This is a genomic window from Enterococcus bulliens (assembly GCF_053761865.1).
Genome location: NZ_JBSMXK010000021.1, coordinates 1 through 25,776, shown reverse-complemented (window position 1 = coordinate 25,776; position 25,776 = coordinate 1). Strand labels below are relative to the sequence as shown.

General features: G+C 37.8%; 30 protein-coding genes, 1 rRNA gene and 1 riboswitch. Of the genes, 6 read left to right on the top strand and 25 right to left on the bottom strand.

Features of this window, described 5'->3' with window-relative positions; translation table 11 throughout:
* Positions 1–89: 89 nt before the first annotated feature.
* From ACWOEC_RS10155 to ACWOEC_RS10080, 16 genes are all read right to left on the bottom strand, one after another.
* The gene (locus tag ACWOEC_RS10155) at positions 90–1,271 is read right to left on the bottom strand and encodes an acetate/propionate family kinase (protein WP_455307948.1); all 1,182 of its coding nucleotides are present in this window, start codon (positions 1,269–1,271) and stop codon (positions 90–92) included.
* A gap of 46 nt (positions 1,272–1,317) precedes the next feature.
* Complete coding sequence (locus tag ACWOEC_RS10150) at positions 1,318–2,334, bottom strand: class I SAM-dependent methyltransferase (protein ID WP_455307946.1); 1,017 nt, start codon at positions 2,332–2,334, stop codon at positions 1,318–1,320.
* Positions 2,335–2,522: 188 nt separating this feature from the next.
* Positions 2,523–2,858 carry a competence type IV pilus minor pilin ComGG gene (locus tag ACWOEC_RS10145; RefSeq protein ID WP_455307944.1) on the bottom strand — a complete coding sequence of 112 codons (336 nt, stop codon included), beginning with the start codon at positions 2,856–2,858 and terminating at the stop codon, positions 2,523–2,525.
* On the bottom strand, positions 2,845–3,312 hold the full coding sequence (locus ACWOEC_RS10140; protein WP_455307942.1) for a competence type IV pilus minor pilin ComGF: 468 nt from the start codon (positions 3,310–3,312) through the stop codon (positions 2,845–2,847). The genes ACWOEC_RS10145 and ACWOEC_RS10140 overlap by 14 nt, the downstream gene beginning before the upstream one ends.
* Positions 3,275–3,562, bottom strand: a complete 288-nt coding sequence (locus ACWOEC_RS10135) for a hypothetical protein (protein ID WP_455307940.1) — start codon at positions 3,560–3,562, stop codon at positions 3,275–3,277. Before ACWOEC_RS10135 ends, ACWOEC_RS10140 begins: the two co-directional genes overlap by 38 nt.
* Positions 3,543–3,974 carry a competence type IV pilus minor pilin ComGD gene (gene comGD, locus ACWOEC_RS10130; protein ID WP_455307938.1) on the bottom strand — a complete coding sequence of 144 codons (432 nt, stop codon included), beginning with the start codon at positions 3,972–3,974 and terminating at the stop codon, positions 3,543–3,545. Before comGD ends, ACWOEC_RS10135 begins: the two co-directional genes overlap by 20 nt.
* On the bottom strand, positions 3,971–4,159 hold the full coding sequence (locus ACWOEC_RS10125; protein WP_297076967.1) for a prepilin-type N-terminal cleavage/methylation domain-containing protein: 189 nt from the start codon (positions 4,157–4,159) through the stop codon (positions 3,971–3,973). The genes comGD and ACWOEC_RS10125 overlap by 4 nt, the downstream gene beginning before the upstream one ends.
* Positions 4,156–5,169, bottom strand: coding sequence for a competence type IV pilus assembly protein ComGB (comGB, locus tag ACWOEC_RS10120; protein ID WP_455307936.1), 1,014 nt, complete (start codon positions 5,167–5,169; stop codon positions 4,156–4,158). The genes ACWOEC_RS10125 and comGB overlap by 4 nt, the downstream gene beginning before the upstream one ends.
* Positions 5,166–6,014: a competence type IV pilus ATPase ComGA gene (comGA, locus tag ACWOEC_RS10115; protein ID WP_455307934.1), complete on the bottom strand. Its 849-nt coding sequence runs from the start codon at positions 6,012–6,014 to the stop codon at positions 5,166–5,168. The genes comGB and comGA overlap by 4 nt, the downstream gene beginning before the upstream one ends.
* A 60-nt stretch (positions 6,015–6,074) precedes the next feature.
* Positions 6,075–6,728: a tRNA (guanosine(46)-N7)-methyltransferase TrmB gene (gene trmB / locus ACWOEC_RS10110; protein WP_455307932.1), complete on the bottom strand. Its 654-nt coding sequence runs from the start codon at positions 6,726–6,728 to the stop codon at positions 6,075–6,077.
* Positions 6,729–6,756: 28 nt separating this feature from the next.
* Complete coding sequence (locus ACWOEC_RS10105; RefSeq protein WP_455307930.1) at positions 6,757–7,536, bottom strand: phosphotransferase family protein; 780 nt, start codon at positions 7,534–7,536, stop codon at positions 6,757–6,759.
* A gap of 94 nt (positions 7,537–7,630) precedes the next feature.
* Complete coding sequence (locus ACWOEC_RS10100; RefSeq protein ID WP_455307928.1) at positions 7,631–8,842, bottom strand: ABC transporter permease; 1,212 nt, start codon at positions 8,840–8,842, stop codon at positions 7,631–7,633.
* Between the two features lie 2 nt (positions 8,843–8,844).
* Positions 8,845–9,573, bottom strand: coding sequence for an ABC transporter ATP-binding protein (locus ACWOEC_RS10095; RefSeq protein ID WP_455307926.1), 729 nt, complete (start codon positions 9,571–9,573; stop codon positions 8,845–8,847).
* Positions 9,574–9,651: 78 nt separating this feature from the next.
* The gene (locus ACWOEC_RS10090) at positions 9,652–11,532 is read right to left on the bottom strand and encodes an ABC transporter ATP-binding protein (protein WP_455307924.1); all 1,881 of its coding nucleotides are present in this window, start codon (positions 11,530–11,532) and stop codon (positions 9,652–9,654) included.
* On the bottom strand, positions 11,529–13,241 hold the full coding sequence (locus ACWOEC_RS10085; RefSeq protein ID WP_455307922.1) for an ABC transporter ATP-binding protein: 1,713 nt from the start codon (positions 13,239–13,241) through the stop codon (positions 11,529–11,531). The genes ACWOEC_RS10090 and ACWOEC_RS10085 overlap by 4 nt, the downstream gene beginning before the upstream one ends.
* Positions 13,225–13,896 (bottom strand): TetR family transcriptional regulator, encoded by a 672-nt coding sequence (locus tag ACWOEC_RS10080; protein ID WP_455307920.1) that lies wholly within the window; start codon positions 13,894–13,896, stop codon positions 13,225–13,227. The genes ACWOEC_RS10085 and ACWOEC_RS10080 overlap by 17 nt, the downstream gene beginning before the upstream one ends.
* A gap of 185 nt (positions 13,897–14,081) precedes the next feature.
* Here ACWOEC_RS10080 and def point away from each other — a divergent pair, with 185 nt between their 5' ends.
* Together def and ACWOEC_RS10070 are read left to right on the top strand one after the other, a co-directional pair.
* Complete coding sequence (def, locus tag ACWOEC_RS10075; protein WP_455307918.1) at positions 14,082–14,648, top strand: peptide deformylase; 567 nt, start codon at positions 14,082–14,084, stop codon at positions 14,646–14,648.
* Between the two features lie 55 nt (positions 14,649–14,703).
* Positions 14,704–15,657: a dipeptidase gene (locus ACWOEC_RS10070; protein WP_455307916.1), complete on the top strand. Its 954-nt coding sequence runs from the start codon at positions 14,704–14,706 to the stop codon at positions 15,655–15,657.
* Between the two features lie 36 nt (positions 15,658–15,693).
* Here the strand turns inward: ACWOEC_RS10070 and ACWOEC_RS10065 are convergent, their stop codons facing one another.
* Together ACWOEC_RS10065 and ACWOEC_RS10060 are read right to left on the bottom strand one after the other, a co-directional pair.
* Positions 15,694–16,221 (bottom strand): 3H domain-containing protein, encoded by a 528-nt coding sequence (locus tag ACWOEC_RS10065; protein ID WP_455307914.1) that lies wholly within the window; start codon positions 16,219–16,221, stop codon positions 15,694–15,696.
* Positions 16,218–17,066, bottom strand: coding sequence for a chorismate mutase (locus ACWOEC_RS10060; RefSeq protein WP_455307912.1), 849 nt, complete (start codon positions 17,064–17,066; stop codon positions 16,218–16,220). Before ACWOEC_RS10060 ends, ACWOEC_RS10065 begins: the two co-directional genes overlap by 4 nt.
* Positions 17,067–17,233: 167 nt before the next feature.
* Between ACWOEC_RS10060 and ACWOEC_RS10055 the strand changes: the two genes are divergently transcribed.
* The 4 genes from ACWOEC_RS10055 to brnQ all read left to right on the top strand — a co-directional run bounded on the left by ACWOEC_RS10055 (position 17,234) and on the right by brnQ (position 21,777).
* A complete protein-coding gene (locus ACWOEC_RS10055; protein WP_297077000.1) occupies positions 17,234–17,536 on the top strand; it encodes a hypothetical protein in 303 nt (100 codons plus the stop codon).
* 117 nt (positions 17,537–17,653) lie between these two features.
* Positions 17,654–17,826, top strand: a riboswitch (Lysine riboswitch).
* Positions 17,827–17,936: 110 nt separating this feature from the next.
* Positions 17,937–19,514 (top strand): ABC transporter permease subunit, encoded by a 1,578-nt coding sequence (locus ACWOEC_RS10050; RefSeq protein WP_455307910.1) that lies wholly within the window; start codon positions 17,937–17,939, stop codon positions 19,512–19,514.
* 11 nt (positions 19,515–19,525) lie between these two features.
* Positions 19,526–20,260 carry an amino acid ABC transporter ATP-binding protein gene (locus ACWOEC_RS10045; protein WP_455307908.1) on the top strand — a complete coding sequence of 245 codons (735 nt, stop codon included), beginning with the start codon at positions 19,526–19,528 and terminating at the stop codon, positions 20,258–20,260.
* 170 nt (positions 20,261–20,430) lie between these two features.
* A complete protein-coding gene (gene brnQ, locus ACWOEC_RS10040) occupies positions 20,431–21,777 on the top strand; it encodes a branched-chain amino acid transport system II carrier protein (RefSeq protein ID WP_455307906.1) in 1,347 nt (448 codons plus the stop codon).
* A gap of 188 nt (positions 21,778–21,965) precedes the next feature.
* Here brnQ and ACWOEC_RS10035 read toward each other — a convergent pair whose 3' ends face one another.
* The 7 genes from ACWOEC_RS10035 to rrf all read right to left on the bottom strand — a co-directional run bounded on the left by ACWOEC_RS10035 (position 21,966) and on the right by rrf (position 25,762).
* Positions 21,966–22,337: a hypothetical protein gene (locus ACWOEC_RS10035; protein WP_297077011.1), complete on the bottom strand. Its 372-nt coding sequence runs from the start codon at positions 22,335–22,337 to the stop codon at positions 21,966–21,968.
* Between the two features lie 14 nt (positions 22,338–22,351).
* The gene (locus ACWOEC_RS10030) at positions 22,352–22,804 is read right to left on the bottom strand and encodes a low molecular weight protein-tyrosine-phosphatase (protein ID WP_455307903.1); all 453 of its coding nucleotides are present in this window, start codon (positions 22,802–22,804) and stop codon (positions 22,352–22,354) included.
* Between the two features lie 4 nt (positions 22,805–22,808).
* Positions 22,809–23,375 (bottom strand): TetR/AcrR family transcriptional regulator, encoded by a 567-nt coding sequence (locus ACWOEC_RS10025; protein WP_455307901.1) that lies wholly within the window; start codon positions 23,373–23,375, stop codon positions 22,809–22,811.
* Between the two features lie 11 nt (positions 23,376–23,386).
* The gene (ruvB, locus tag ACWOEC_RS10020; RefSeq protein WP_455307899.1) at positions 23,387–24,385 is read right to left on the bottom strand and encodes a Holliday junction branch migration DNA helicase RuvB; all 999 of its coding nucleotides are present in this window, start codon (positions 24,383–24,385) and stop codon (positions 23,387–23,389) included.
* 21 nt (positions 24,386–24,406) lie between these two features.
* The gene (gene ruvA, locus ACWOEC_RS10015; protein ID WP_455307897.1) at positions 24,407–25,009 is read right to left on the bottom strand and encodes a Holliday junction branch migration protein RuvA; all 603 of its coding nucleotides are present in this window, start codon (positions 25,007–25,009) and stop codon (positions 24,407–24,409) included.
* Between the two features lie 82 nt (positions 25,010–25,091).
* Positions 25,092–25,520: a peptide-methionine (R)-S-oxide reductase MsrB gene (gene msrB, locus ACWOEC_RS10010; RefSeq protein WP_455307895.1), complete on the bottom strand. Its 429-nt coding sequence runs from the start codon at positions 25,518–25,520 to the stop codon at positions 25,092–25,094.
* Positions 25,521–25,646: 126 nt separating this feature from the next.
* Positions 25,647–25,762 (bottom strand): 5S ribosomal RNA (rrf, locus tag ACWOEC_RS10005).
* Between the last annotated feature and the right edge of the window lie 14 nt (positions 25,763–25,776).

The following is a 25,776-nucleotide window of genomic DNA, read 5'->3' as shown; positions in this document are numbered from 1 at the left end:
CTTTTTTTCTACTAATATTTTCACTTTTTCACGAACAGTTTTGTAAGAAAATAAAAAAACAGACTGTCATATGACAGTCTGTTACACCATTAACGTAATGCTTCTACATCGCGAGCAATCATTAATTCTTCATCTGTTGGAATTAACAATACTTTGACTTTAGAATTTTCAGTTGAGATGATATGATCTCCAAATTTAGCATTTTGTTCTGGATCTAACTCAGCACCAAACCAAGTTAAACCATTCATAATTTCAGAACGAACGATAGCAGAATTTTCACCAATACCCGCTGTGAAAACAATAGCATCCACACCGTTCATTGCGGCAACGTAACTTCCGATGTATTTACGTACACGGTCGTAGAATACTTCTAATGCTACACGTACATCTTCTTTATCTTTGTTATCTTGCAAGTCACGCATGTCACTAGACAAACCACCAGTTAGACCTAAAAGACCTGATTTTTTATTTAAGATTGAAACCATTTCGTCGATATCGATATCTAATTTACCCATTAAGTATGGTAAGATCGCTGCATCTAAATCACCAGAACGAGTTCCCATAGTGATTCCTGCTAATGGTGTGAAGCCCATTGATGTATCTACTGAATGACCACCGTTAACAGCAGTAATGGATCCACCGTTTCCTAGGTGACACGTAATGATTTTTAACTCTTCAATTGGTTTTTCTAACATTTCAGCTGCACGTTCTGAAACATAACGATGACTTGTTCCATGTGCTCCGTATTTACGTACTTTATAGTCGTTGTAGTATTCGATCGGTAAGCTATATAGATAAGCAGGTTTTGGCATTGTTGCATGGAATGCTGTATCAAATACGGCAACACTGATAATATCTGGTAATAAGTGTTTAAATGCTTTGATTCCCATTAAGTTTGCTGGGTTGTGTAATGGTGCAAAATCAAATAATTCTTCGATTTTTGCCATTACTTCATCCGTTACGACAACAGAACGGTCAAAGTACTCTCCACCATGAACGACACGGTGACCTACACCAGTGATTTCATCGTAAGAAGCTAAGATTTTTAGATCGATTAATTGATCTAATAACATTTTTACTGCTACTTCGTGATCAGGAATATCGATAACTACTTCGTATTTTTCGCCTTCACCATATTTAATCGTAAAGATCGAATCGTTCATCCCAATACGTTCTACGATTCCTTTTGCGACTACTGTCTCTTCAGGCATTGTGTATAATTGCCATTTTAAACTTGAACTACCTGCATTGATTGCAATTGTTTTTGACATCGATTTTCCTCATTTCTATATTTTCACTTTAACTTGACGATCAAGATTAAAGGATCTCTTGTTCTTGTTTCCATTCTTCAAATTGTTTGAAAAATGATACGATACTTTCTGGATTTTTTAACGTGGCTAGCTTCGCTAATAATACTTCGGTCACTTGGTTAGCTTGTTTTCCATGGTTTTGGACGATCAAGATACTTTTTCGAGCTGATTCATGTTTAAATAGATCATCTGGAAGCTGGATAATCCCTTGCATGTATACACGTTCTTTGAACCATCCTTTTAGAGCTTCACTTTGTTCAGATTCTAAAAAATTCGATGGTACTAGAAATAATCCAAAACCTGCTTCTTTTACATAATTCATGCTTTGTTCCATTAATAGATGATGGGCATAAGAATGTTCATCTGAAACACCAGAAATGAAATTCTGAGCCTTCTCATCGTTTGGATAATACCCAATCGGTAAATCCGAAAAAGCAATATCCATTGGCTCAATCAATAATTCTTGAAGACCATCTTGATGGAACAGTTGTAATGAAGCAGCGATCCACTCAGCGTTAGCCGCAGCAATTTCTAATAACGTTTCATCATTATCCACACCAATTCCAGTTACTTCCTTATAATTGGCCAAACTCAGATTTGTCATTGCCGTTAGTAGTAAATTTCCCATACCAACAGTTAGATCAAGTAAGCGCAAAGGTTGTTCTTTTTTGGGTGCCAATTGTTCGATCAAATAGACAAACAAAAATCCAATACCATCTGGCGTAAGCTGATGATTAGGTTGCAAAGGTTCAGTCTGCATTCCTTTAAGCAAAAGCAACTGGACCATTTTGCGTTTTTCTTCAGCAGATAATTCATACTGTGCCAAGCGATCATAGATTTCCTGCAACTGTTGTGCGACTTCTTTTTCAGGTACGCCATCAATCACACGCACTTGATACGAATCAATCATATTTTCAATATGTTCGATATACGCATCGTAAAAAGAACTCTTCAACGCATTTTGCATTAATTGAACTGCTTGAAGTTGTAATTCAAATAGTTCTTCCATTTTTTCTTGAGCCATCGTACACCTCTCTTTATCACTATAACACTACATTTCCCTGTATAATTCTAGCCGATTTAGTAAAAATAATCAACCAACTTCCCCTAGTTCTAATCGAAAAGTAAAGAGTGTTATAAATACGTACTAAATTTGTAGATAAAAAAGAAGATAGTACGAAATCCTGTACTATCTTTTTGAATAATCTGTATTTATTTTTCATTCATAATCTGATATTTTCGGTATAATTTTTGTTTGGAATCGTATACTTCGTAAATGATTTTTTCACTCTCGATTTTATATCGGATCTCACCGGTATTATATCTGATTGTTTGATACGTATCAGTTGCTGGTTTTTCACGTATTTCAGCTAGATAGTGGTAAAGAAATAATTCTTCCATGATTCGTAAGGTATAATACTTGGTAATATCTTGTTTTGCTTTTGACGTATAGCTTATACTTTTGACGATTACCGTAAACAAGCTCATCAAAAAAAATAATCCGATCATGACTTGGATCATCGTGGAGCCTTTTTTAGTTGAACCCAAGTGACACCACTCCTGTTCGTTTTTTTCCATCACTAAATTCAACAAAAAGTTTAAGATAATTGGGAAATTGCTGATAGCTACAGTGAGTTACTCGGGTCAAGACGATATTTGTTCCACCATTGATCGAATAATTTAGCCACCCTTCATTCCCTCTTTTTAAAGCTACAGGTTTATATACTTGATCCTTGATCGGCGTATTCACGGAAAACGAATCTTCTAATCCATCGAATTTCAATATCGCGCCTTCGATCCGTACATTTTTAGCATATAACGTCTGATGTTCGAGCTGGATCAAAAAAATCGACCATTCTTGTTCAGCCGTCTGATCTAATTTCGTTGTTAAAAATTTAGAATAGCGAAACGCGCTCGCAATTAAAATAGCACAAGTCAGACTAAGGAATAACGCAAATAATACATCAATTATCGTAGTGGCTGGTTGCTTCGTAAACTTCAAGCACCTTTCCCTCCTTTTTGAACCATACACGTGTTTTTGAGATCTCTAGTTGCGTTGTTTGAACATCTTGTTTTGCTAATAGTTGCTCATACACTTCCCGACTCATTGCTTGTTCGAGTGTATTTTCTTCTTGAAACGCAATCATCGTTTGATAACTTTCGATAATCAAAAGTAGACCACCAGACAACAGCAATAAAGCAATACATCCTTCTAAGAAGAAAAAGGCAGGTTTACTCGATGTTTTTATCATAATTTCCTCTCCCTAACTTAAAGGTATACAATACTTTTTGACCAGACGGCAGTAAAAATCGAATTATCGATGTACTTTGACTTGTTCCTGTTCGCTGCGTAAATTTCAAAGCGATCGGATCACTTACTGCAAAAGACGTTCCTTTAGGATAAGTCAATGAAATCGTTTCTTGATGTCTATAATCAAAATATACTTGTTTAGAGTCTATTCTGATTTCTGCAGGAAAGGAAGTCAGTACCGCTTTTTGGTGATAAAGCTTGACTGATTTTTCAAACTCCGTTAAAAAACGATACGCTTCGACTTCTTGTTTGGCTTGTTGCATCGAATGAATCGGAATCACTAAGCATAGTAAGATCAGAAACAAACTCACACAAACTTCGATCAGCGTAAAGCCAGATTGTTTCTTACTCATTTTCCGTCTTTAAAATTGCTATATTCCGCATATCCTTCTTGGATATGGTTTGATATCTCCGTGCTCTGTTTATTGGCTTCCTGGGATTTATTTACGATTCCTGGGATCAATACGACCATCAACGCCCCAATCACGACTAACACAATCAATACCTCAACCAAGGTAAAGGCTTTTTTCTTTTTCATACTAATGCTCCTCCCATATTTTCGTATAACGGTATAAACATTGCGGCATAAATACTAATCACTAATCCAGCAACTACTAGAAATAACACTGGCTGGATCCAATAAAAGCCACGTTCTAATTTTTCAGATAACCGAACTAACGTCAAATGACTATACAATTTTAGTTCTTCTCCCAAACGTCCTGCGAGCTCACCTTGATAAATAATCGTTGGCAACTCTGGAGCTAAAAAAGGATGCTCTTTAACTAGTTCGGCGAAACTTTTTCCCTGAGCAAATCCTTTTTCCATTTCTTGAGCGACTTCATACATTAGCGTATCAGAAGATAGTTGCAACATACATTTGACAATTTGCTGACTTTCTAAGCCTTGACTGTATAAATTCCCCCACTCTAGCGTAAAATAGCTCGTTTGGTAAAGACGATACCATACATGAAAAAAAGGTAATCTACTCAAGAAGCGGGCGTGTTGTAATTTACTATGGACACGCACATAGTAGCGATAATATCCAAATAAAAAACTGATGATCAATCCTACTCCTAGTAAATAAAACGGGAGATACAAAATAAACTGAACACCCCAATGATCGCGGACTAATAGATGCGCTGCCAGTAATTGTGGCAATAAGTACTGACGTAAAATCAACAATACGAAACTAATTGCAATGAGTAAAATCGCAGGATACGTACTCGCTTTTCGAAATAAAGTTAGTTGTTTTTCACGCTGTATTCGTTGACTTAATAAGGTTTGTAATGTATTCACTAAATTTCCATGAATCAACGCAAATTGGATTTGGGTCACTTCTTTATTTGTACAGCCTAATTGTTTAAAAGCATGTGCTATCGAAGAACCTTGAACGAGTCCTTCTTCAAAACGGACGAGTAAACGTTGTGGAAGTTGTTGGCTTCTTCTCATAATCGCTAAACTTTCTTTTAGCTCAAAGCCATTTTCTAACAATAACGTTAACGAAAATAAAAAACGTCTGATTTGGGTAGTATTGGCTACTTTTTTCATCCTACTTGACCTACATAGTGTTCAAAAGCTAATGTCGGTTGATTGTCAAGAAATGATTGATATACGATCCCTTTGATCGTATTGTCGATCTCCCACTGGCTACAGCCTAATTCCAAAAGCCGAGCGAGTGTTTCGAAGATACTTTTAGCATGAATCGTCGCAAATACCTGATGCCCTGTTAAAGCAGCCCGAATTGCAGCTTTAGCTGTATCATAGTCACGAATTTCACCGATAATCAAAAGATCTGGTCGGTGTCTCAAAGCTAATTTGATCAGTTGATCATAACTTTGATCGATTTTCTCATTGACTTGTAGTTGTAAAAATGTGTGTTGCTCGATTTCTACTGGGTCTTCGATCGTAATCACCTGTCCTTTGATTTCTTGTGCTAAATGATACATCAATGTCGTCTTACCAGATCCTGTTGCGCCGCTAAACAAAAAAAGACCAGTTTGTTTTGTGACTGCTGTACTCAAAGTGTAATAATCAAAATTTCCAGTATAATCAATTAACACTTGCGGAGATAAAAAACGAATGACGAGTGATTCTAATCCTCGGTAATCGCCAACCGTTGATAATCGTAATCGAATCACTTGTTGGTCTACGACATAACTGATCGCACCCAACTGAGCTTTCCGCTTTTCTCCAATATCCATCGCTCCTAAGTATTTGAAGCGCGCAATCAATTGTTGCGCGACTTCTAAGGAATATGTCTCGTATACCGTCACTGTCTGATTGGCCCGCATCTTAACGACCCCTGCTTGTGGATTTAGATATAGATATAAATCTTGGATGTTTTGTCGATATCCATAACGAATCCACTCATCTGAAATTGCTTCGATTTCCACCCTATGACCTCCTTTGGCTTTATATACGCAAAAAAATAGTCTGAGGAAATGATCCTCAGACTATTTTTTATCTTGATGTGGAAAATAAGCTTCAACTCGATAGATCGGTTGACCTTTAGCCGAAAACTTTTGCTCATATTCGGTCATAATATTGCCTTCATAAGTCGAAGCATGTAAATCAAGCCAAACTTGATTTAAAATCATACCATATTGCGAAAAGCTTGCGAGTGAGTATTCAAATAGACCACGATTATCCGTTTTGAAATGCAATTCACCATTTGGTTTTAAAATCGTTTCATCGACCGCTAAAAACTCTTTAGAGGTTAATCGGCGTTTTTCATGACGTTTTTTTGGCCAAGGATCAGAAAAGTTTAAATAGATTTGATCAACTTCACCTTCTGCAAAATAGTTCGTTAATGCAGAACCATCGACATGTAACAATTGAACGTTTGGTAAATTTTGTTCCAATACTTTATCTAAAGCAAATGAAACGACGCTGACTTGCATATCGATTCCAATATAATTGATTTCTGGATGTGCTTTGGCCATGCCTGTAATAAATTGTCCTTTTCCCATACCGATCTCAATATGGATCGGTCGATCGTTTCCAAAACGTTCAGCCCATTTCCCTTTAAATATTTCTGGTTGTGATACGACGTATTGTGGATTAGCTGCTAACATTTCTTCAGCACCTGTTCGTTTTCTAACACGCATAGTTTTTCTCCTCTTACTCTATTCTTTGCTATCCTCGATAAATCCGCTTTAATTGAACGATGGCAGCATTCATCTGCTTCGTTTCATTGCGCAAAGCATATTTTTTGATTTCTTCTAATAAATTCAATAGCGCATACCAGTACACTTTTTCTAAAAAAGCAGGTTCTGGTTTGATTCCATAACTGACAAGCCATCGACTCCATAGTGAAGTTGGCACGTAATGACCTAAAACCGTTGCGATATCATAAGCTGGATCAGCAAACATGATCGAGTCCCAATCCACTAGATACAAATAATTTTCACAAACCAGCCAATTCCGGCAATGGACATCGCCATGAACCACCGTTTTTTCTTCTGCATGAAACGCTGGCAAAGATGCTGTCAAATAATCTTGTACCAATAACAAAAAAGAATGGTTTGCTAAATCAGTAGGCAACTCTTTGATATAGCTTTGCAACATGTATTGTGGCGAACGTGTTTGGCCACCGATTTTGGTTAAAATATCTTTCAATGAATTCGAATGATGCAAATGATACAACACATCGATCACATCATTTCGTTGGCCGATCTCATCAGCAGTTAACAGACGGCCTTCTAGCCATTCTTGGGCAGATAGGGTATCGCCATTACCTACTCGTTTTGTCCAAACCAATTTAGGGGTGATCCCTTCTTTGGATAACGCAGCCAACATCGGCGTCGTATTTCGCTTGATAAAGACCTTATCGTCAGCTCGTATACCAATATATGCTTTTCCAGTATCGCCTTTGATGGGCTGTAGATCCCAATCGTTATCAAAACGAATATCCATCGAACTTCTCTCCTTAAATTAACAGTACTTCCTATTCTAGTCGCCTAAGTAGTCAACGTCAAGCAAATCTCACCTTCCATGAAAAAGTGTCTCATTAAGGATTCATTTTTTTCAAACGTTGTGGCACATAACCATATAAAAAGCATCCATTAAACACAATAAAGGCTATAATAATCAGTAATCCATTTGTGAATGGTTGTGTCATCAAAACTGCAAGTGCGAAAATAATCGTTGCACCACTTAAAATCAATGCTAAAAGTTTACGAAAAGCCTGTTTTTGCAGTTTTTCACTTACTGGATATAACTCACTTAATAACATATAGCGAAAACGATGATACATCGGGATCATTTGGAACCCAATCAAATATAAACAGACCAGTCCTAAAATCAACACGATCCAATATTCCGCTAAAAATGCGATCATCACACAGTAAATCAGCACTAAGCGAATAAATAATCCACTATACTCTGTTCCACGAATAAATTGGCGACTATACAAGTAAAAATACGTATTTGCCTGAACTTTTTTGATTCGATTCAAAAGGACATCAGCAAATCGACGACGTTTTACGACCGCTTTGACAGCCGGTACATCTGTAAATAGATTAATAAACTGATACACACGGTACAAGCGATCTTGCTCCATATCGATCATCGTTTCCCAGTCTAAACTAGCAGTTTGTTTTTTCCAGGTCACATAATAAAAACCGATCGCCGCCACAATCCCCAATCCGATACCAATCATTGGTGTCACAAATACACTACACCCAATCGTTACAATTGCATAAACCCAAAAAATGATCGTAAGGCGTTGGATTCTTTTTTTAGGAATCAAAAATAAACGAGTCTGTTGAACAAGTAGATGGCTAAACTTCAATGTAGTCATCATGATAAACAAACTAAAAAACTGAATAAATCCTTGTGCTGTCGATACAACATAAAGTGGCATTACCGCTCCAACAATCAAAAACAGCATAGCAAACGGTACAATACAAGAATAACGCAAAGCCTTAACCAGATACTGTCGCATTTTTGTTTCTTTAGGTAACAAAAAAAGTTGATCTGCCGGCTTAGTCAAGCTAGCATAGCGACCAAACGTTAAGGCAAGTAAGAAAATCAACACAATAAAGATGCGGCCAATAGAAAATGGAGGCGTTAGGGTCTTGAGAAAATTGGAATAGTATAAGCCACCTGCTCCGATGAGCAACGTCATCAACAAAGCAAAGTGATCATTGAATACATAACGCAAGTAACGTTGCATTTGTTGTTGATGTTTTTTGACTCGATTGTTAAAAAATGCCTGCATCGCTATCCCTCCTTCGTTAGTGCCAAGTACAATTCATCGAGTGAAGCTTGAGGCATGTTGAAGGTATCTTGGATCTCAGCTAGTGTTCCTTGTGCTCTGATTTGACCGTTATGCAATAAGATGAATCGATCGCAATGGCGTTCGGCTGTAGCCAATACATGGGTCGACATCAAAATCGAAGCACCTGTTTGTTTCATCTCATACATTAATTCGAGTAAAGCATGGATCGCTAGTGGATCTAATCCTAGAAACGGTTCATCAATAATATAGAGACTAGGTTCGATCAAAAACGCGCATAAGATCATGACTTTTTGCTTCATCCCTTTTGAAAAATTAGCCGGAAACCAGTCCAAGCGTTTTTCTAAGCGAAACAATGTCAATAATTTTTCTGCTCGACGCATTGCTTCATCTAAAGGTAAGTCATAGGCCATAGCCGTAATTTCGATGTGTTCGCGTAACGTTAATTCTTCATATAAAGTCGGTGTTTCTGGGATGAATCCGATTTTTTTGCGATACGCTTCTGGATCTTTAGCTAAGGTCAACCCATCAATCGTAATTGATCCCTTAGTCGGTTGCAATAAGCCGATGATCTCTTTGATCGTCGTACTTTTTCCAGCACCATTTAATCCGATCAATCCTACTAATTCTCCTGGAGCGATTTCAAATGAAAGATCTTTTAAAACAGGCATTTGATTGTATCCGCCTGTAACATTTTCTACACGTAATGTCATGGATGTTCCTCCTTTTTCTTGGCTTATTATAACATGAAAAAGAAGGTCCCTTCATCTTATAGAGGGACCTTCTTTTGACTAAGCAACTTCTTCGTTGAATTGACTATTGTACAGATCAGCATAGAACCCATTTTTTGCCATCAATCCATCGTGATTTCCAGTTTCTACGATATCACCATGATTCATGACAATAATATTGTCCGCATCACGAATCGTGGACAGACGATGGGCAACAACGAAACTCGTTCGATTTTCTAATAGACGGTTCATCGCTTGTTGAATCAAGATTTCCGTTCTAGTATCGACTGAACTTGTCGCTTCATCTAAAATCAAAACATCTGGATTGGCTAAAAAGGCTCTGGCGATCGTAATCAACTGACGTTGACCTTGCGAGATATTACTTGCATCTTCATTTAAAACTGTATCGTAACCTTCAGGCAATTTACGGACAAAATCGTCTACATGAGCTGCTTTAGTCGCTGCATACACTTGTTCATCGGTTGCGTGTTCATTTCCATATTTGATGTTTTCTAAAATACTACCAGTAAATAACCATGTATCTTGTAAGACCATCGAAAAGTTTTCTCGTAATTCAGTACGGGGAATATCGCGAGTATCTTTGCCCTCATAACGAATACTACCGCCCGTAATATCATAAAATCGTTCCAATAAATTGATCATGGTCGTTTTCCCAGCTCCTGTAGGCCCTACGATAGCGACCATTTCACCTGGTTTCACATCCAAATTAAAATCAGTCATTAATAATTGATTTTCTTGATAACCAAATTGCACGTTTTTGAATCGAACTTTATACTCACTTTCTTCAACTGGTGCATTCACTGTTTTATCTTCCATTTCTGGTTCATCTAATACTTCAAAGATCCGTTCAGCAGAAGCAATCGTTGATTGGATGGTATTGATCAAACTTGCGATTTGTGTGATTGGTTGAGAAAATTGGCTAGTATATTGTAAGAATGCTTGGACATCCCCAAGATTCATATTTCCGTTTGCCACTTTGATTCCACCTAAAACCGCAACAAAAACATAACCTAAATTTTTAACAAAGTTCATTAGTGGGATAATGATCGCTGAAATAAACTGTGCTTTCCAACCTGCTTGATATAATTTTTCATTTTCGACCTCAAATACTTTTTGATCTGCAGCTTCGTGATTGAAGACTTTAACAACTGTGTGGCCGCCATATGTTTCTTCCACTTGATTATTGAGTAAACCTAAACTTTTTTGTTGTGCTGCAAAGTATTTTTGTGACTGTGGTGCTACGATCATAACGACAACTAAACTTAAAGGAACTGTCGCTAGTGCAACAAGAGTCAATTGCCAACTGATGGTCAACATCATCCACAATACACCAATAAAGGTGACGATACTCGTAACTAATTGCGTCAAGTTTTGTTGTAGTGTACTGGCGATGTTATCCATATCGTTAATCGCACGAGACATAATGTCGCCATTACTATGTGTGTCGTAATACGAAATCGGCATCCGGTGCATTTTTTCTTCTAACTCACGACGTAACTGGTAAACGGTTCGTTGTGAGACACGTGTCATAATAAATTGTTGTAAGAAACTAAAGACTGCTGAGAACAGATACAAAACTACCACGATGCCGATGATTTGGGCGATTTTATCAAAGTCGATTGGGAAAGTCGTCAATTTTTCCCCTTTTTGAATCAACTGTGCCCCTTTCATCACACCCTTAAAGATTTCTGTTGTGGCTTCCCCTAAGATTTTTGGTGTTTGGATTTGGAAAATGACAGAAGCGATGGCTAATACCAATACTAAAATAATCGCCCACATCTTTTTAGATAGATAACGAAATAGACGGAACGTCGTCTTTTTAAAATTTTTAGGTTTTTCTACTTTAGCTCCGATACCTCGACCAGGTCCGCCGCCAGGTCCACCCATTTTGGGGCCTTTTGCTGGTTGTTTTTCGCTCATGCTAGATCCTCCTCTCGTAATTGTGAATGGACGATTTCTTGGTATGTTTCATTGGTATCAAGTAATTCTTGATGCGTTCCAATACCGACCACTTTACCTTCATCTAATACTAAAATTTTGTCTGCATCAATTACTGTGCTCACTCGTTGGGCAACAATAACTAAAATACTGTCTGTCATCTCTTCATTTAACACTTTACGTAATTTGGCATCAGTTTTAAAGTCGAGTGCAGAAAATGAGTCATCAAAGACGTAGACATCAGCTTTTTTAACTAGAGCACGAGCAATAGCCAAACGTTGACGTTGTCCACCAGAGAAGTTTCCGCCGCCTTGTTCTACTTTACTATCTAGTCCATCTTCTAGTTCACTGACAAAATCGGCTGCTTGGGCGATACGTAGAGCTTCCCAAATGGTCTCATCACTGGCATTCACATCACCGTATTTCATATTTTCTCGTATCGTTCCTGAAAATAGCACTGCTTTTTGCGGAACAAAACCAATCAGATCACGTAGATTTTCTTGTGTGATGCTAGTAATGTCGAGACCATTTAATTGAATCATACCGGATTCGATATCATAAAGACGCGGAATCAAATTAATCAGCGTCGTTTTCCCAGAACCTGTTCCTCCAATGATAGCTAACGTTTCTCCAGAATGCACCTGAAAATTGACATCAGCTAAGGCTAAATTTTCAGCACCCTTGAAACGATAGTTAACATGATCAAAACTTAACGTCGCCCTCTCTTTAGCTAAGGCAAGTTGTTTTGGACTTTCTGGATCTTTGATTTCATCGATTTCATCTAAAACTTCATTGATCCGATCAGCTGAAGCTTGGGCTCTTGGCACCATCACAAAAATGATCGTTAGCATCATGAAACTCATTAAAATTTGCATCGCATATGTCATAAAGGCAATCAGATTTCCGACTTCTAGCGTTTGATCGGCAATGTAGTGGCCTCCAAACCAAGTAATCGCGATATTCGTACCACTCATGATCAATGTCATCACAGGCATCATCACAGAAACAATCGTATTTACCTTGATTGCAGTGTTGGTATAATCTTTATTGGCTTCTTCATAGTTTTGTTTGTTAAAGGCCCGAATCACACGAACTCCTGTCAATCCTTCACGAAAGACGAGGTTCAAGCGGTCTGTTTTCTTTTGCATACTCTTAAAAAGTGGTACTGCAAAATACATCACCACACCTATCACTAGTGCAATGATTGGAATAACCACTAAAAAGATTTTCGTTAGTTGCGGATCTTTTTGATAGGCTAAAATACTTGCACCGATCAAAGTAATCGGTGCATTGATCATCATTCGTAAAAACATTTGTGTCACTAATTGGACTTGGTTAATATCATTTGTCGTTCTGGTAATCAAAGAAGATGTCCCAAAATGATCAAATGAACGTGTTGACGCATTTTCAACTTTACGGTAAACATCTGTCCGCAATTCTTTTCCTAGTTTCTGTGCTTCTCGCGTCGCAAAATATGTATTTCCGACTGCCGCAATAATACTAATGACAGAAAATCCCATCATTAAAAATCCGGTGTTCCAGATATAGTCGATATCTCCTTTAGCCACTCCATTATTAATAATATTTGAGGTTAAAGTCGGTAAATATAAATCTGAAAATACTTGGATAAACATAAAAATGACAGCCAATAGCGCTGAAATATAAGATACCCGTCTAACTACTTTTAGCATGTTCTCTCTCCTTTCGTTGTACCCCTTGTTTGACCCACTTTAACTTTAAATGGAACCGTTCATAAACTGATTCATAATTATAATCAGGATCTTCTAACTGTTGCATTTGTGCTTCTGAGATCGTCGACATGGTGATTTGCATCAGTAATTGAAACAACACGATTAACTCTTCACTAGAAGCGATCGTCAAATTACTAGGATCCACGACTTGCTCTAGATCTGTCTTGACTTTTTCAGTATGTTGGGTACGTTTTTTACGATGTTTTTCTAGTTCTGGTGCTACTTTACGAAACTCGCGGTAATCCATATTCATAAAAAGATTTTTATAAAACAATGCATGCTCTCCCACGAAAATTTCTGGTACGAGTTTTGTAAAATAATGTTCGATCCCCAAAAACAAATCTCCGTTTTTTGCTTTGATCGAACCTAGTAATTCCCGTTTGCTACTTTGACGTAAGGAATGGAAATAATAGAAGTACAAATCTTCTTTATCTGTAAAATACTGATAAAAACTTCCTCTTGGAATCTCAGCTACCTTGACGATATTGGCTACCGAAGCTTCTTTTAATGAGACACGTGAAAATTCAATCCGCGCAGCTTCCATGATTCGTTGTTGTTTTTCTTTGGGTAAATGTAAAAATGTGTCGGTCGGCATTTCTTCACTCCTTTTTTCATAAATGACACTACGTCATATGACATAGTGTCATTATACGCGCATCTAAAAAAAAGGCAACTGATAACTATTGTCTTTTTGAACTTTTTTCAGTAGACACTTTTTCACAGAAATCCGAAATTATGGTACACTAAATAGGAAATGAGAAAAAGGAGCTGACACTCTAAATGTTAACCATGAAAGATATTATCAGAGAAGGACACCCAACGTTGCGTGAAGTCGCTAGCGAAGTGCACTTTCCTTTGAGTAAAGAAGAACAAGAAATTGGAGCTACGATGCTAGAATTTTTAGCTAATAGTCAAGATCCACAAAAAGCTGAAGAATTAGAATTGCGTGGTGGCGTGGGCCTGGCTGCTCCACAGATCGATGTTAAAAAACGAATGATAGCCGTACTTGTCCCATCAATGGATCCAGAAAATCCAGAAGTACCTGAGTTTAGCGGTGTCTTATATAATCCTAAAATCGTTAGTCATTCCGTACAAGATGCATGTTTAGGTGATGGAGAAGGTTGCCTTTCGGTCGATCGTGATGTTCCAGGATATGTGGTACGTCATGCTAGAATCACGTTGAGTTATCAAGATGAAACTGGCGAAACACATAAGGTTCGTTTGAAAAATTATCCAGCAATCGTTGTTCAACATGAAATCGACCATTTAAACGGCATCATGTTTTATGATCATATCGATGAAAAAAATCCATTTGCGCTAAAAGATGGCGTATTGGTTTTAGAATAGTACATAAATGTCTACGCCTATCCGTAGACATTTATTTTTTTAAGGAGGATATTTGATGATTGATTTGCATTGCGACACGATTTTAAAAATCTATGAAGACCCGACTGTTACATTATATGATAACCCGTTTCAACTGGACTTGATCCGCATGAAAAAAAGTCCCATCGACTTGCAAAATTTTGCTTTATTTGTCGAATTACCTAAGACCAAAAATCCATTTGCCTACTATCAAGAATTAAAAACTTGTTTTTATCATCAAATGGATGCCTATGCTGATGTGATAAAACCCATAACGACTTACGAACAATATCTAAAGCAACAATCAGAACACCAGCTCAGTGCGTTATTGACGGTTGAAGAAGGTGCGACGTTAGAAGGGAATCTAACGAATCTCATGCAGATGTATCAAGATGGGGTTCGTTTGATGACCTTGATGTGGAATTACGAAAATGAGATCGGCCATCCAAATGCTTTGTATCATACGACGGATTCTGTCCAAGTTTCTGTACAAAAAGGACTTAAACCATTTGGCTATGATGTCGTTGCAAAAATGAACGAACTAGGGATGATCATCGATGTCTCTCACGGCTCAGATCAATTAACGCTAGATGTTTTAGCTGCATCTACTCATCCCATTGTGGCAAGTCATTCTAATGCTCGTGCGCTTTGTCCACATTATCGCAATCTTTCTGATGAGTTGATCCAAGCGATTGCTACAAAAGGTGGTGTGATTGGGCTTAATTATTTTGAAGACTTTATTTCGTTTAATGATGAGCCATTATTAGACCAACTTTGCCGTCATGCTGTCCATCTAAAAAATGTTGGTGGTGTAGAATCACTAGCACTCGGTTCAGATTTCGATGGGATTCCCGTTCATCCTGAATTAAAAGACATTACGATCGTCGACCAACTCTTTGAACGCTTATGTCACTTTGGATTTACACCAAGAGAACTTGATTACTTAGGTCAAAAAAATGTTGCTCGACTGTATCAAACAATTTTAAACTAAACTTAAACCGCCACTCAAAAGAGTGGCGGTTTAAGTTTAGTTTGAGTCTTCATTTTCACTAAATAAAAATCCACGAGCAGCCAATGCTTGTTTTGCAGCTAGCAAATCTTGCTCATCTTGATATCGAACGGTGTGTAGATGCACACCATTCGTCAAATTCGATAGCAGTTTTTCTTTTGACTGTTCATATTTTTCAACAAACGCTCGTGCGTCTTCAAGTGATGTGATTTCAAGTGGGCTTTGGATCTCTCCATATAAGGCATGGTCGACCATGACATTGATCACATCGACACGATGATTGACAAAAATACTCAGCTCATCCATAACTTCTTCTGGCGTATGACAAAGTGCAATCGTCGCTTCTTTTCCATTTGTTTTTGGTTCTAGCAAGTAACCACGTGCTGTTGCGATGATCTCATGACCACTCGCACGTAACAACGCGATATCGCCAACAATGATCTGACGACTAACCGCAAAACGTTTAGCAAAACGGCTCGCACTAACTGGCTGTTTAGCTTGTGCCAAACTATCCATAATCAATTTTCGTCTTTCTTCTCCATTCATTGTTCGTCACGCTCCATATGCGCTTGTTGGTATTCTCGTGAACGTTTCATGATATCTTCAAAAGTTTGTTCGATCGTCTTTTGATACTCTAAGTTCACAAGTGATTTTCGAATATTGTCTAGCACACTTTCTTCACGTGTTCCATCAAATACTGCTGTTTGTTGCGTCTTTTTGATTTCGACAATCGTAGTGACCGCATCCATTCGCTCTTCTAATAGACGAGCGATTTTTTGATCGATCTCATCAATTTTAGCTCGTTGAAAAGGTAAAGAATCGACCGTTTCTTCTTCATGGTCTCCAATTTCACGAATAATTTGAGCCGGATTTCCAGCAATAACCACATTATCCGGAAATGATTTCGTCACGACACTTCCCGCGCCGACCACAACATTGTCCCCTAAAGTCACTCCTGCTAGTAATGTAGCGCCTCCACCAATCCAAGCATTATCGCCTACTGTAATCGGCGCACCGTCTTCTAATCCACTATTGCGTTTGATTGGATTTAACGGATGTGTAGCTGTATAAAGCTTAACATTTGGTCCAATCATGCAGTTATCACCAAACGTAATGGGGCAAACATCTAAAAATACTGTATCGAAATTTGCATAAAAATTTTTACCTAAAAAAATATTATATCCATAATCAAAACGGACATTGGCTTCCATATACGCGTGATTGGCTACTTTACCAAATGTTTCTTTAATCAATTGTTCTCGAATCGCTGGATCTGTTTCGCCATTGATTAGCCGCATCTGTTCTCTTGCAAACGTGCGGTCTGCGACTAATTCCGGATCAGCTGAAAAATAGAGTTCACCAGCAATCATTTTTTCTTTTTCAGTTTTCATCCCTTACCCTCCTACTACTTTTTCACTACTATCAGTATACTATATTCCTAGATTCAGTAAAAAGGATATAGGAAATTTTTATCTTTCTTTTCCTATCGAATGAGTTCATGACATTTTTCACAATTAATGGTACAATAAGTGCGACAAACAAAGTGAGGTGAATTCTGATGTTAGCTCCTATTATTTATTGGGGATTGATTTTAGTAAATATTGCATGGCTAGTGCTAAGTATTTATTTTGGATTATTCTACTTGATTCGCAAAGAAAACGGTAATCTATGGGTTTTTGCAGCTCTAAATATCTTATCGATCATTGTATTAGAAATTATGTTACTAGTTTACCATACTTGGGGATGGGGCATTACCCAATACTCAAATCTAGTCTATACGATTATGATCGTGTTAGGTGTTGTCACTATTTTACAAGCGATTTTAGGTCGTGAACCAAAATTGACACCGGCTACAAAATAAAGATAAATCATCAATTCACAAGGGATTTCTTTATGAAATTCCTTTTTTTCATTGACTTTTTTCTGAAAATTGACTATCATACCTATTGATGAAGAACTAAATAAGAATTACCTTCAACATTGAGGTAGAGGTCGCGTGAGTCATTAATCCTGTCGAGTGGAGCAACACAAAGAAGCAGGCCTAGGGAATCACGCCGAAATCAAAAAGAAGTTGCTTCTTTTTTTTGATTGGGGCGCAAATCAATAATTTGCGAACTGTCTTAGCTTTTGCTAAGTTGCGCTATGTTTTGTGAGAGGTTTGTATCCAATACAGCCGCTTTCCAATCATGGGAATGCGGCTGTTTTTTTGTTGTCGGTAGTCCATTTGGTTTTTTACTAAAAGAAAGGAAGCGTTACGTCTCATGAGAAAGAAAATATGGATTCCTCTGGTGCTTGTATTATTTGCCATTGTTGGTTTTACATCACAAGCACATGCAGATGAACAAACTTCATCTGATGAGTTTCGTGTTGGAATGGAAGCAGCCTATGCCCCATTTAACTGGACTCAAACATCACCTGGACCACACACTGTGGAATTATCAAAACAAAAATATGTCGGAGGGTACGATGTTTCGATTGCTCAGATCATCGCCGATAAATTAGGAAAAAAATTAGTCGTTGTCCCAACACAATGGGATGGTTTAGTTCCTGCTTTACAATCTGGAAAAATCGATGCGATCATCGCGGGGATGTCGCCGACTGAAGAGCGTCGGAAACAAATTGATTTTACAGACCCTTATTATGAATCACAATTTGTCGTAATCGTTCAAAAAGATGGCAAGTACGGCAAAGCCAAAAGTTTATCTGATTTAGAAGGTGCCAAAATCACGGCACAATTAAATACATTACACTACGATTTGATTGATCAAATCCCTGGTGTCAAAAAACAACAAGCTCAAAAAGACTTTTCAGCAATGCGTGTGGCATTAGCTTCTGGCGTGATCGACGGCTATGTTAGTGAACGTCCTGAAGGTATTACTGCCACCAATGTAAACAAAAAATTAACCATGCTAGAATTTCCTGAAGGTCAAGGATTCAAAGCAGCTGCTGAAGATGTTCAAACGGCAATCGGACTGCGTAAAGGTGATCCGGATGCAGCCAAAATCAATGAAATTTTAAGTACGATCTCTTCAGAAGAACGGACAAAATTAATGGATCAAGCCGTAAAAGAACAACCCACGGCTACTGAAGATGAACAAACTGGCTTATTAGGCACATTTAAACAAATTATCCAACAATATTGGAAATTGTTTTTAAGTGGTGCAGCCTTGACTTTGTTTATTGCTATTTTTTCTACGATCGCCGGTACGCTCATCGGATTATTGGTCGGTGTCTTCCGCACTTTACCAAATTCAGAAAATCCTGTCGCGCGTTTCTTCCAAAAAGCATTCAACTGGTTCTTATCGATCTATATCGAAGTCTTTCGTGGTACACCAATGATGGTACAAGCGATGGTCATCTTTTATGGACTAGCTCTTGCCTTCCAAATTGATTTAAACCGTACAGTAGCCGCGCTATTGATCGTTTCTGTCAATACAGGTGCTTATATGTCTGAAATCGTTCGTGGTGGGATTTTTGCTGTAGATAAAGGACAATTTGAAGCTGCACAAGCAATCGGGATGAATCATCGCCAAACAATGGTCAAAGTGGTCTTGCCACAAGTCTTACGTAATATCTTGCCTGCGATCGGAAACGAAACAGTCATCAATATCAAAGATACCGCAGTATTAAGTGTAATCAGCGTAACCGATTTATTCTTTGCTGGATCGGTCGCTTCTGGAACGAATCTACAATTCTTCCCGACCTTTACGATTATCGGAATCATCTATTTGATCATGACGATCTCAGCTACAAAACTATTGCGTCTTTTTGAAAAACGTATCGACGGTCCCGATTCGTATATTAAAATGGATGACGTCTTAGAAGGACAAGAAAAATAAGGAGAATCGCTATGACTGCTATTATCGAAATCAATCATCTAAAAAAAAGCTTTGGCGAAAATGAAGTACTAAAAGATATTAACGTAACTGTAGAAAAAGGAGAGGTATTGACGATCATCGGTTCTTCAGGATCTGGTAAATCAACATTGTTACGTTGTATTAATCTACTTGAAAAACCTACAAGTGGTGAGATAGTCTATCAAGGAGAAAACGTCTTACAAAAAGGCTATAACTTGCCAAAATACCGTACCCATCTTGGAATGGTATTTCAATCCTTTAATTTATTTAACAATATGGATGTCTTAGAAAATTGTATGAGTGGTCAAATCACTGTATTAAAACGTTCTCGCGAAGAAGCGAAAAAAGTCGCACTTGAGAATCTAGAAAAAGTTGGCATGAGCCGTTTTGTTTCGGCAAAACCAGCCCAATTATCTGGTGGTCAAAAACAACGAGTAGCTATCGCACGATCACTTTCAATGAATCCTGATGTGATGCTGTTTGATGAACCAACTTCTGCACTTGATCCTGAAATGGTTGGTGAAGTGTTAAAAACGATGAAAGATCTTGCACAAACAGGATTAACGATGGTTATCGTAACACATGAGATGCAGTTTGCTCGTGATGTTTCTGATCGTGTCATCTTCATGGACAAAGGCATCATCGCTGAAGAAGGAACACCAGAAGAATTATTCGTTCATCCAAAAGAAGAACGGACAAAAGCTTTTCTTTCTCGCGTATTAGCGTAACGAAGGCTGCTTCAATAGGAGCATTTATTCGATTTTTAGAGGTGTGACAGACGTCTGTCACACCTCTTTTTTATTGATTGTTCATGCTTTCATTGAAAATATATAAGTTTTTCTTGCATCACATCAGTTCTTTTGTTATTTTTACATTAGACTTTTTTAAGGAGAATATCATGAAAAAACAACTATCTATGAAAGAGTATCTCTTTTTGGGTTCACTCTTGTTCGGCATGTTCTTTGGTGCAGGAAACTTAATTTTTCCTGTTCACATGGGACAAGAAGCCGGAGCAAATGTCTTTTTAGCAAATTTAGGTTTTTTAGTAACAGGGATCGGGCTACCCTTTTTAGGGATCATTGCCATTGGTCTTTCCAAAACGAATGGATTATTTGAAGTAGCACATCGTGTCAGTCGTTGGTATGCTTATATTTTTACAATTTTACTTTATCTTGTTATCGGGCCATTTTTTGCACTTCCTCGTTTGGCTACCACTTCATTTGAAATCGGAATTTCGCCATTCCTATCCGACTCGATGCAAACACCTATTTTAGCACTATTTAGTATCGCTTTCTTCTTGCTCGCTTGGTTTTTTTCACGTAAACCTTCTAACCTATTGGATTATATCGGAAAATTTTTAAACCCTGTATTTTTAATTTTGCTTGCTATTTTATTGATTGTAGCATTCATCCATCCACTAGGTAGTGTCGCAAGCGCTCCTGTGGCACAAGCTTATCAAGAAGCCCCATTTTTGACTGGATTTACTCAAGGATACAATACATTAGATGCACTAGCAGCACTTGCTTTTGGAATCATCGTGGTGAATACGATCAAACAACGTGGAATCAATCAACCACAACAAATTGCTATCGATACGATCAAAGCTGGTTCGATCAGTATCGTATTGATGGGAATTATTTACACCTTACTAACCTATCTAGGAACGATGAGCGTTGGGAAGTTTGCCGTAAGCGAAAATGGTGGAATTGCGCTAGCTCAATTATCGAATTATTATTTGGGCACGTTGGGGTCGATCATCTTAGCGTTGATCGTTGTTGTCGCTTGCTTAAAAACTGCTGTAGGTTTGATCTCAGCGTTCTCTGAAACATTTGTTGAATTATTCCCTTCTCGTTCCTATTTATTTTTTGCAACGATCGTCAGTATTTTACCTTGTTTATTTGCAAACGTTGGGCTAACGAATATCATTACTTATTCTACACCTGTATTATTATTTATTTATCCACTTGCCATCACATTGATTTTACTCACGATCATCAATTATTTTATCCCACTTTCAAGTAAAGTCTATCAGATGACAACCTACTTTACTTTGATCGCAGCTTTCTTTGATGGGCTAAATGTGACACCAGATTTTATCAAAAACAGTACTCTAGGTAGTTCATTGATTACCTTTGCTAAACAGTATCTTCCATTTTTTACTTATGGCATGGGTTGGATCACACCTGCTATTGTCGGTTTGGTCATCGGTCTGATTTGGCACTTATCTACAAAATCAAACAAATAAAAAAAGGGTGTGACAAAAATTTGTCACACCCTTAAAATTTGAATCAACGAAGATTTAAACACTTATCAAACTTTTACACATAAAAAATTCATAAATTCTAGTTATAGTAATGTCATACCAATCAAACAACCCTAACTAACATTTTTTCATTTCTTACTCCCGCCTGCTAGTCTAACTAGCAGGTTTTTTTAGGCTTCATGTGCCGGTTTTTCAGGTGGTGTTAACGGTAGCTGACTCATTTTAACGATCGTCTCAACAGCAATCATACGTAATTGCTTTTTAGCCGTCGCTGATTTAACGATAATATGCGAGCCGTTGATTTTTTTGGTTGCGATAAATCCAGAGACCGTTTCATATTGATTACTTTTTTTTGTTGCAACATGCAATACCACTAGCACCTGTTTGGTTGCCGCAAGTTGCAATCGTTCTTTTAATTCTTCTTGTTGGATTTTAGCAAGCACTTCATCTTCTTGGTCAGTTAAAAAACGGTTTACAAGTAATTTTGAAGAAAATGATAAGAGTTGCCCCATTTTAATTGGTAATTTATGTTCTTTCTTCACCGTTTTTCCCTCCTTTATGTCAGTGATTGTTCAAATACTTCGATCCAGTAAGGAATCGCTTGTTTAATCAAGCGCTCTGTTTCAGAAAAGTCACCTGTGTACCAAGGATCAGGTACATCTTGTTCATCAAATCCTTCTAAAAATAAATGGATCTTTGGTTGACAATAACGTGGTGCTTTCTTCATCAGGTCACGAATATTTTCATGATCCATCCCAATAATCCAGTCATATTGTTCGAAATCATTGCGTTTAATCTGTTGTGAAAACATCGCTTCAATCGAGATGCCATTTGCAGCTAAAACAGCCTGTGTGCCTTTGTGAGGTGGATTTCCAGCTTCCCATGAACTAGTTGCAGCCGAAGCAATCTTAATGGGTAATCCACGTTCTTGAACTGCTTTTTTTAATAACCCTTCTGCCATCGGTGAGCGACAGATATTTCCCAAACAAACAATCAAACATCGCTTCATCTACTCACTCCTTCATTTGTTGGTATAAGCGAAAACAAAAAAATTCAACGTCTTTGGCTAACTGGAATAATTGTCCAGCGATTTCTAAAGGTGTTTCTTCGTATCCCGTTTGAATCCAATTTTCTAATATGCCACAGCATCCATATGAAAAAAAACGGCTATAAAATTCAATATCTTTTTCGGATAACTCTTTTTCAACGTCTACTTGATGAAATAAACGTGCAAAATGATTATAGACTAAAGTAAAAACATCTGCGATAAATAGTTCTCGTGCTTCTTCAATAATAGTTGTATAAAACGTAGCATGTTTTTTCAATACTTGCAACATTTTGAGCGCTTGCTCTTCCCAATTATCGATATGTAACCCTTCTTCATGAAGGTAGATCAAGGCATCTTGATCATAAACAAAACGCAAAACACTTTGTTTATCTTTAAAATGATAGTAAAATGTTTGGCGATTGATTGCAGCCAACTGTGCCACTTGTTGAATACTGACTTGCCTGTATCCAACTTGCTCACAAGCAACAATAAAACTTTCCTTGATTTTTTGTTTGGTTTCATTTGCACGCATAGCGTTACTCCTTATTCTCCTTGGTAGGGATATCCGAAATGTTCATAGGCGAATGCAGTCACGACCCGTCCGCGTGCTGTTCGTTTTAAAAAACCACGTTGGATCAAGTAAGGTTCATACATATCCTCAACTGTTTCTGTTTCTTCCCCAATATTAACTGCGATCGTGCTCAATCCGACTGGACCACCTTGATACAACTCAATCATCGAACGTAGTAATTTTTGATCGATATAATCTAAACCTGCATGATCCACTTGTAATAACGTCAACGCTTGATCGGCTAATTCCTTATTAATCGTTCCATCCGCTTGTACTTGGGCAAAATCACGTACTCGTTTTAATAAGCGATTGGCAATCCGCGGAGTTCCGCGCGAGCGTTTGGCCAGTTCGATTGCTCCTTCTGCCAGAATCGGCGTATTGAAGATTTCAGCAGAACGCAACACGATTTCAGTCAATTCCTCTTCTTGATAATATTCCATATGACTGATGATCCCAAATCGATCACGTAATGGTGCAGATAACATCCCAGCACGTGTAGTAGCTCCAATTAACGTAAAAGGTGGCAGTGGAAAATGAACTGGATGTGCAGTTGGTCCCTGTCCGATCATGATATCCACAAAAAAATCTTCCATTGCCGAATATAATAGTTCTTCCGCAATACGAGGTAACCGGTGAATTTCATCAATAAATAAAACGTCTCCAGGTTCTAATTCATTCAATAGTGCTACCAAATCACCAGGTTTATCAATCGAAGGTCCACTAGCCGTTCGCAGCTTGACCCCCATCTCATTGGCGATCACTGTCGCCATCGTCGTTTTTCCTAATCCAGGTGGTCCGTAAAGTAAGACATGATCAAGTGCCTCTTCACGGTATTTAGCGGCTTTGATATAAATCTCTAACTCATGCTTCACTTTATTTTGACCGATGTATTGACTAAACCATTGCGGCCGCAAAGACTTTTCTAACATCTGTTCCTCTGCACTTGTTTCTCCAGACAGTATCCGATCCATTTTCTAACCTCCTTTCGACTATTATTTTTTCATCAACAACTTCAATGCTAAGCGTAAGTATTCATCTGTCGTCAACATTCCTTGTTGCTTTAATTCCTTTTCCACACGCTTGATTTCTTTATCAGAATAGCCTAAAGCTTTTAAAGCTGCAAGTGATTCAGCTAATGCAACGCTATCTGTTTCAAATAATGGCATCGACAACTCACCGTTTAATTCACCAGATAGATCTCCGACTTTTCCTTTTAGATCTAAAATCATTTGTTGAGCAGTCTTTTTCCCTACACCAGGGAATTTAGTCAAATAAGTCACATCATCATGCTCAACAGCAAAAATAAGCCCCTCATGATCATCGTTGGCCATGATTGCTAAAGCACTTTTAGGACCGATGCCCGAGACACTTAGTAATTTTAAAAAGAGTAGTTTTTCTTCTAAACGTGAAAAACCATATAATGTATGCGCATCTTCTCGGATAGCCAAATGCGTATAAACTGTAACTTCTTGCTCTAAATAACTAGAGTAGCGATACGGATTTCCCATCGAAATTTGATACCCAATATTTGCTGTTTCTAATACAATGTAAGCTGGATGGACCGCTACTACTTTTCCTTTGATATATTCGTACATAAACGTTCCTTTCTGTACATACGTTCCCTTAATTGTATCATAAAAGGCGACAAAAAAAAAGAAATGACAAAGTCACTTCTTTTTATTCAACTAATGATTTATATTTACCGTAGCCTTTTTCATCCATCTCGTCATACGGGATAAATTTTAAAGCCGCTGAATTAATACAATAACGTAATCCACCCAATTCTTGAGGTCCATCGGTAAAAACATGGCCTAAATGTGAATCTGCTTCTTTACTACGGACTTCCGTTCGGATCATACCAAATGTACGATCACGTTTTTCTTCAATTTGTTCTTGCTCGATTGGTTTTGAAAATGCAGGCCAACCACAACCAGCATCATATTTATCTGTGGAAGCAAATAAAGGTTTACAATCAACAATATCGACATAAATACCTTTTTCATAAAAATCATCATATTCTCCAGTAAATGGACGTTCTGTAGCATTCTCTTGTGTAACAGCGTATTGAATATCTGTTAATTTACCTTTTAGTTCTTCTTTTTTCATGAATGATCGCTCCCCTTCTACAACACATTTTACAACGAAATACCAGAAAGTCCATTAGAACGTATTTTACTTAACGAATCATTAAGACCTAAAAAAAAAGCAAGAGCATTTGCTCTTGCTTGACTTGCATGGCGACGTCCTACTCTCACAAAGGGAAACCCTTCACTACAATCGGCGCTAAGAAGCTTAACTTCTGTGTTCGGCATGGGAACAGGTGTGTCCTTCTCGCTATCGCCACCACACTATTGAGTGATTC

What these genes read in the sequence shown, in the direction of transcription:
- ACWOEC_RS10030 (WP_455307903.1), bottom strand. Translation starts at nt 22,804, where the DNA reads ATGAAGCGATGTTTGATTGTTTGTTTGGGAAATATCTGTCGCTCACCG.
- ACWOEC_RS10100 (WP_455307928.1), bottom strand. Translation starts at nt 8,842, where the DNA reads ATGCAGGCATTTTTTAACAATCGAGTCAAAAAACATCAACAACAAATG.
- ACWOEC_RS10150 (WP_455307946.1), bottom strand. Translation starts at nt 2,334, where the DNA reads ATGGCTCAAGAAAAAATGGAAGAACTATTTGAATTACAACTTCAAGCA.
- msrB (WP_455307895.1), bottom strand. Translation starts at nt 25,520, where the DNA reads ATGAAAAAAGAAGAACTAAAAGGTAAATTAACAGATATTCAATACGCT.
- brnQ (WP_455307906.1), top strand. Translation starts at nt 20,431, where the DNA reads ATGAAAAAACAACTATCTATGAAAGAGTATCTCTTTTTGGGTTCACTC.
- trmB (WP_455307932.1), bottom strand. Translation starts at nt 6,728, where the DNA reads ATGCGTGTTAGAAAACGAACAGGTGCTGAAGAAATGTTAGCAGCTAAT.
- comGB (WP_455307936.1), bottom strand. Translation starts at nt 5,169, where the DNA reads ATGAAAAAAGTAGCCAATACTACCCAAATCAGACGTTTTTTATTTTCG.
- ACWOEC_RS10135 (WP_455307940.1), bottom strand. Translation starts at nt 3,562, where the DNA reads ATGATAAAAACATCGAGTAAACCTGCCTTTTTCTTCTTAGAAGGATGT.
- ruvA (WP_455307897.1), bottom strand. Translation starts at nt 25,009, where the DNA reads ATGTACGAATATATCAAAGGAAAAGTAGTAGCGGTCCATCCAGCTTAC.
- ACWOEC_RS10055 (WP_297077000.1), top strand. Translation starts at nt 17,234, where the DNA reads ATGTTAGCTCCTATTATTTATTGGGGATTGATTTTAGTAAATATTGCA.
- ACWOEC_RS10155 (WP_455307948.1), bottom strand. Translation starts at nt 1,271, where the DNA reads ATGTCAAAAACAATTGCAATCAATGCAGGTAGTTCAAGTTTAAAATGG.
- ACWOEC_RS10060 (WP_455307912.1), bottom strand. Translation starts at nt 17,066, where the DNA reads ATGAAAACTGAAAAAGAAAAAATGATTGCTGGTGAACTCTATTTTTCA.
- ACWOEC_RS10125 (WP_297076967.1), bottom strand. Translation starts at nt 4,159, where the DNA reads ATGAAAAAGAAAAAAGCCTTTACCTTGGTTGAGGTATTGATTGTGTTA.
- ACWOEC_RS10070 (WP_455307916.1), top strand. Translation starts at nt 14,704, where the DNA reads ATGATTGATTTGCATTGCGACACGATTTTAAAAATCTATGAAGACCCG.
- ACWOEC_RS10025 (WP_455307901.1), bottom strand. Translation starts at nt 23,375, where the DNA reads ATGCGTGCAAATGAAACCAAACAAAAAATCAAGGAAAGTTTTATTGTT.
- ACWOEC_RS10090 (WP_455307924.1), bottom strand. Translation starts at nt 11,532, where the DNA reads ATGAGCGAAAAACAACCAGCAAAAGGCCCCAAAATGGGTGGACCTGGC.
- ACWOEC_RS10045 (WP_455307908.1), top strand. Translation starts at nt 19,526, where the DNA reads ATGACTGCTATTATCGAAATCAATCATCTAAAAAAAAGCTTTGGCGAA.
- ACWOEC_RS10080 (WP_455307920.1), bottom strand. Translation starts at nt 13,896, where the DNA reads ATGCCGACCGACACATTTTTACATTTACCCAAAGAAAAACAACAACGA.
- def (WP_455307918.1), top strand. Translation starts at nt 14,082, where the DNA reads ATGTTAACCATGAAAGATATTATCAGAGAAGGACACCCAACGTTGCGT.
- ruvB (WP_455307899.1), bottom strand. Translation starts at nt 24,385, where the DNA reads ATGGATCGGATACTGTCTGGAGAAACAAGTGCAGAGGAACAGATGTTA.
- ACWOEC_RS10105 (WP_455307930.1), bottom strand. Translation starts at nt 7,536, where the DNA reads ATGGATATTCGTTTTGATAACGATTGGGATCTACAGCCCATCAAAGGC.
- ACWOEC_RS10085 (WP_455307922.1), bottom strand. Translation starts at nt 13,241, where the DNA reads ATGCTAAAAGTAGTTAGACGGGTATCTTATATTTCAGCGCTATTGGCT.
- comGD (WP_455307938.1), bottom strand. Translation starts at nt 3,974, where the DNA reads ATGAGTAAGAAACAATCTGGCTTTACGCTGATCGAAGTTTGTGTGAGT.
- ACWOEC_RS10050 (WP_455307910.1), top strand. Translation starts at nt 17,937, where the DNA reads ATGAGAAAGAAAATATGGATTCCTCTGGTGCTTGTATTATTTGCCATT.
- ACWOEC_RS10095 (WP_455307926.1), bottom strand. Translation starts at nt 9,573, where the DNA reads ATGACATTACGTGTAGAAAATGTTACAGGCGGATACAATCAAATGCCT.
- ACWOEC_RS10065 (WP_455307914.1), bottom strand. Translation starts at nt 16,221, where the DNA reads ATGAATGGAGAAGAAAGACGAAAATTGATTATGGATAGTTTGGCACAA.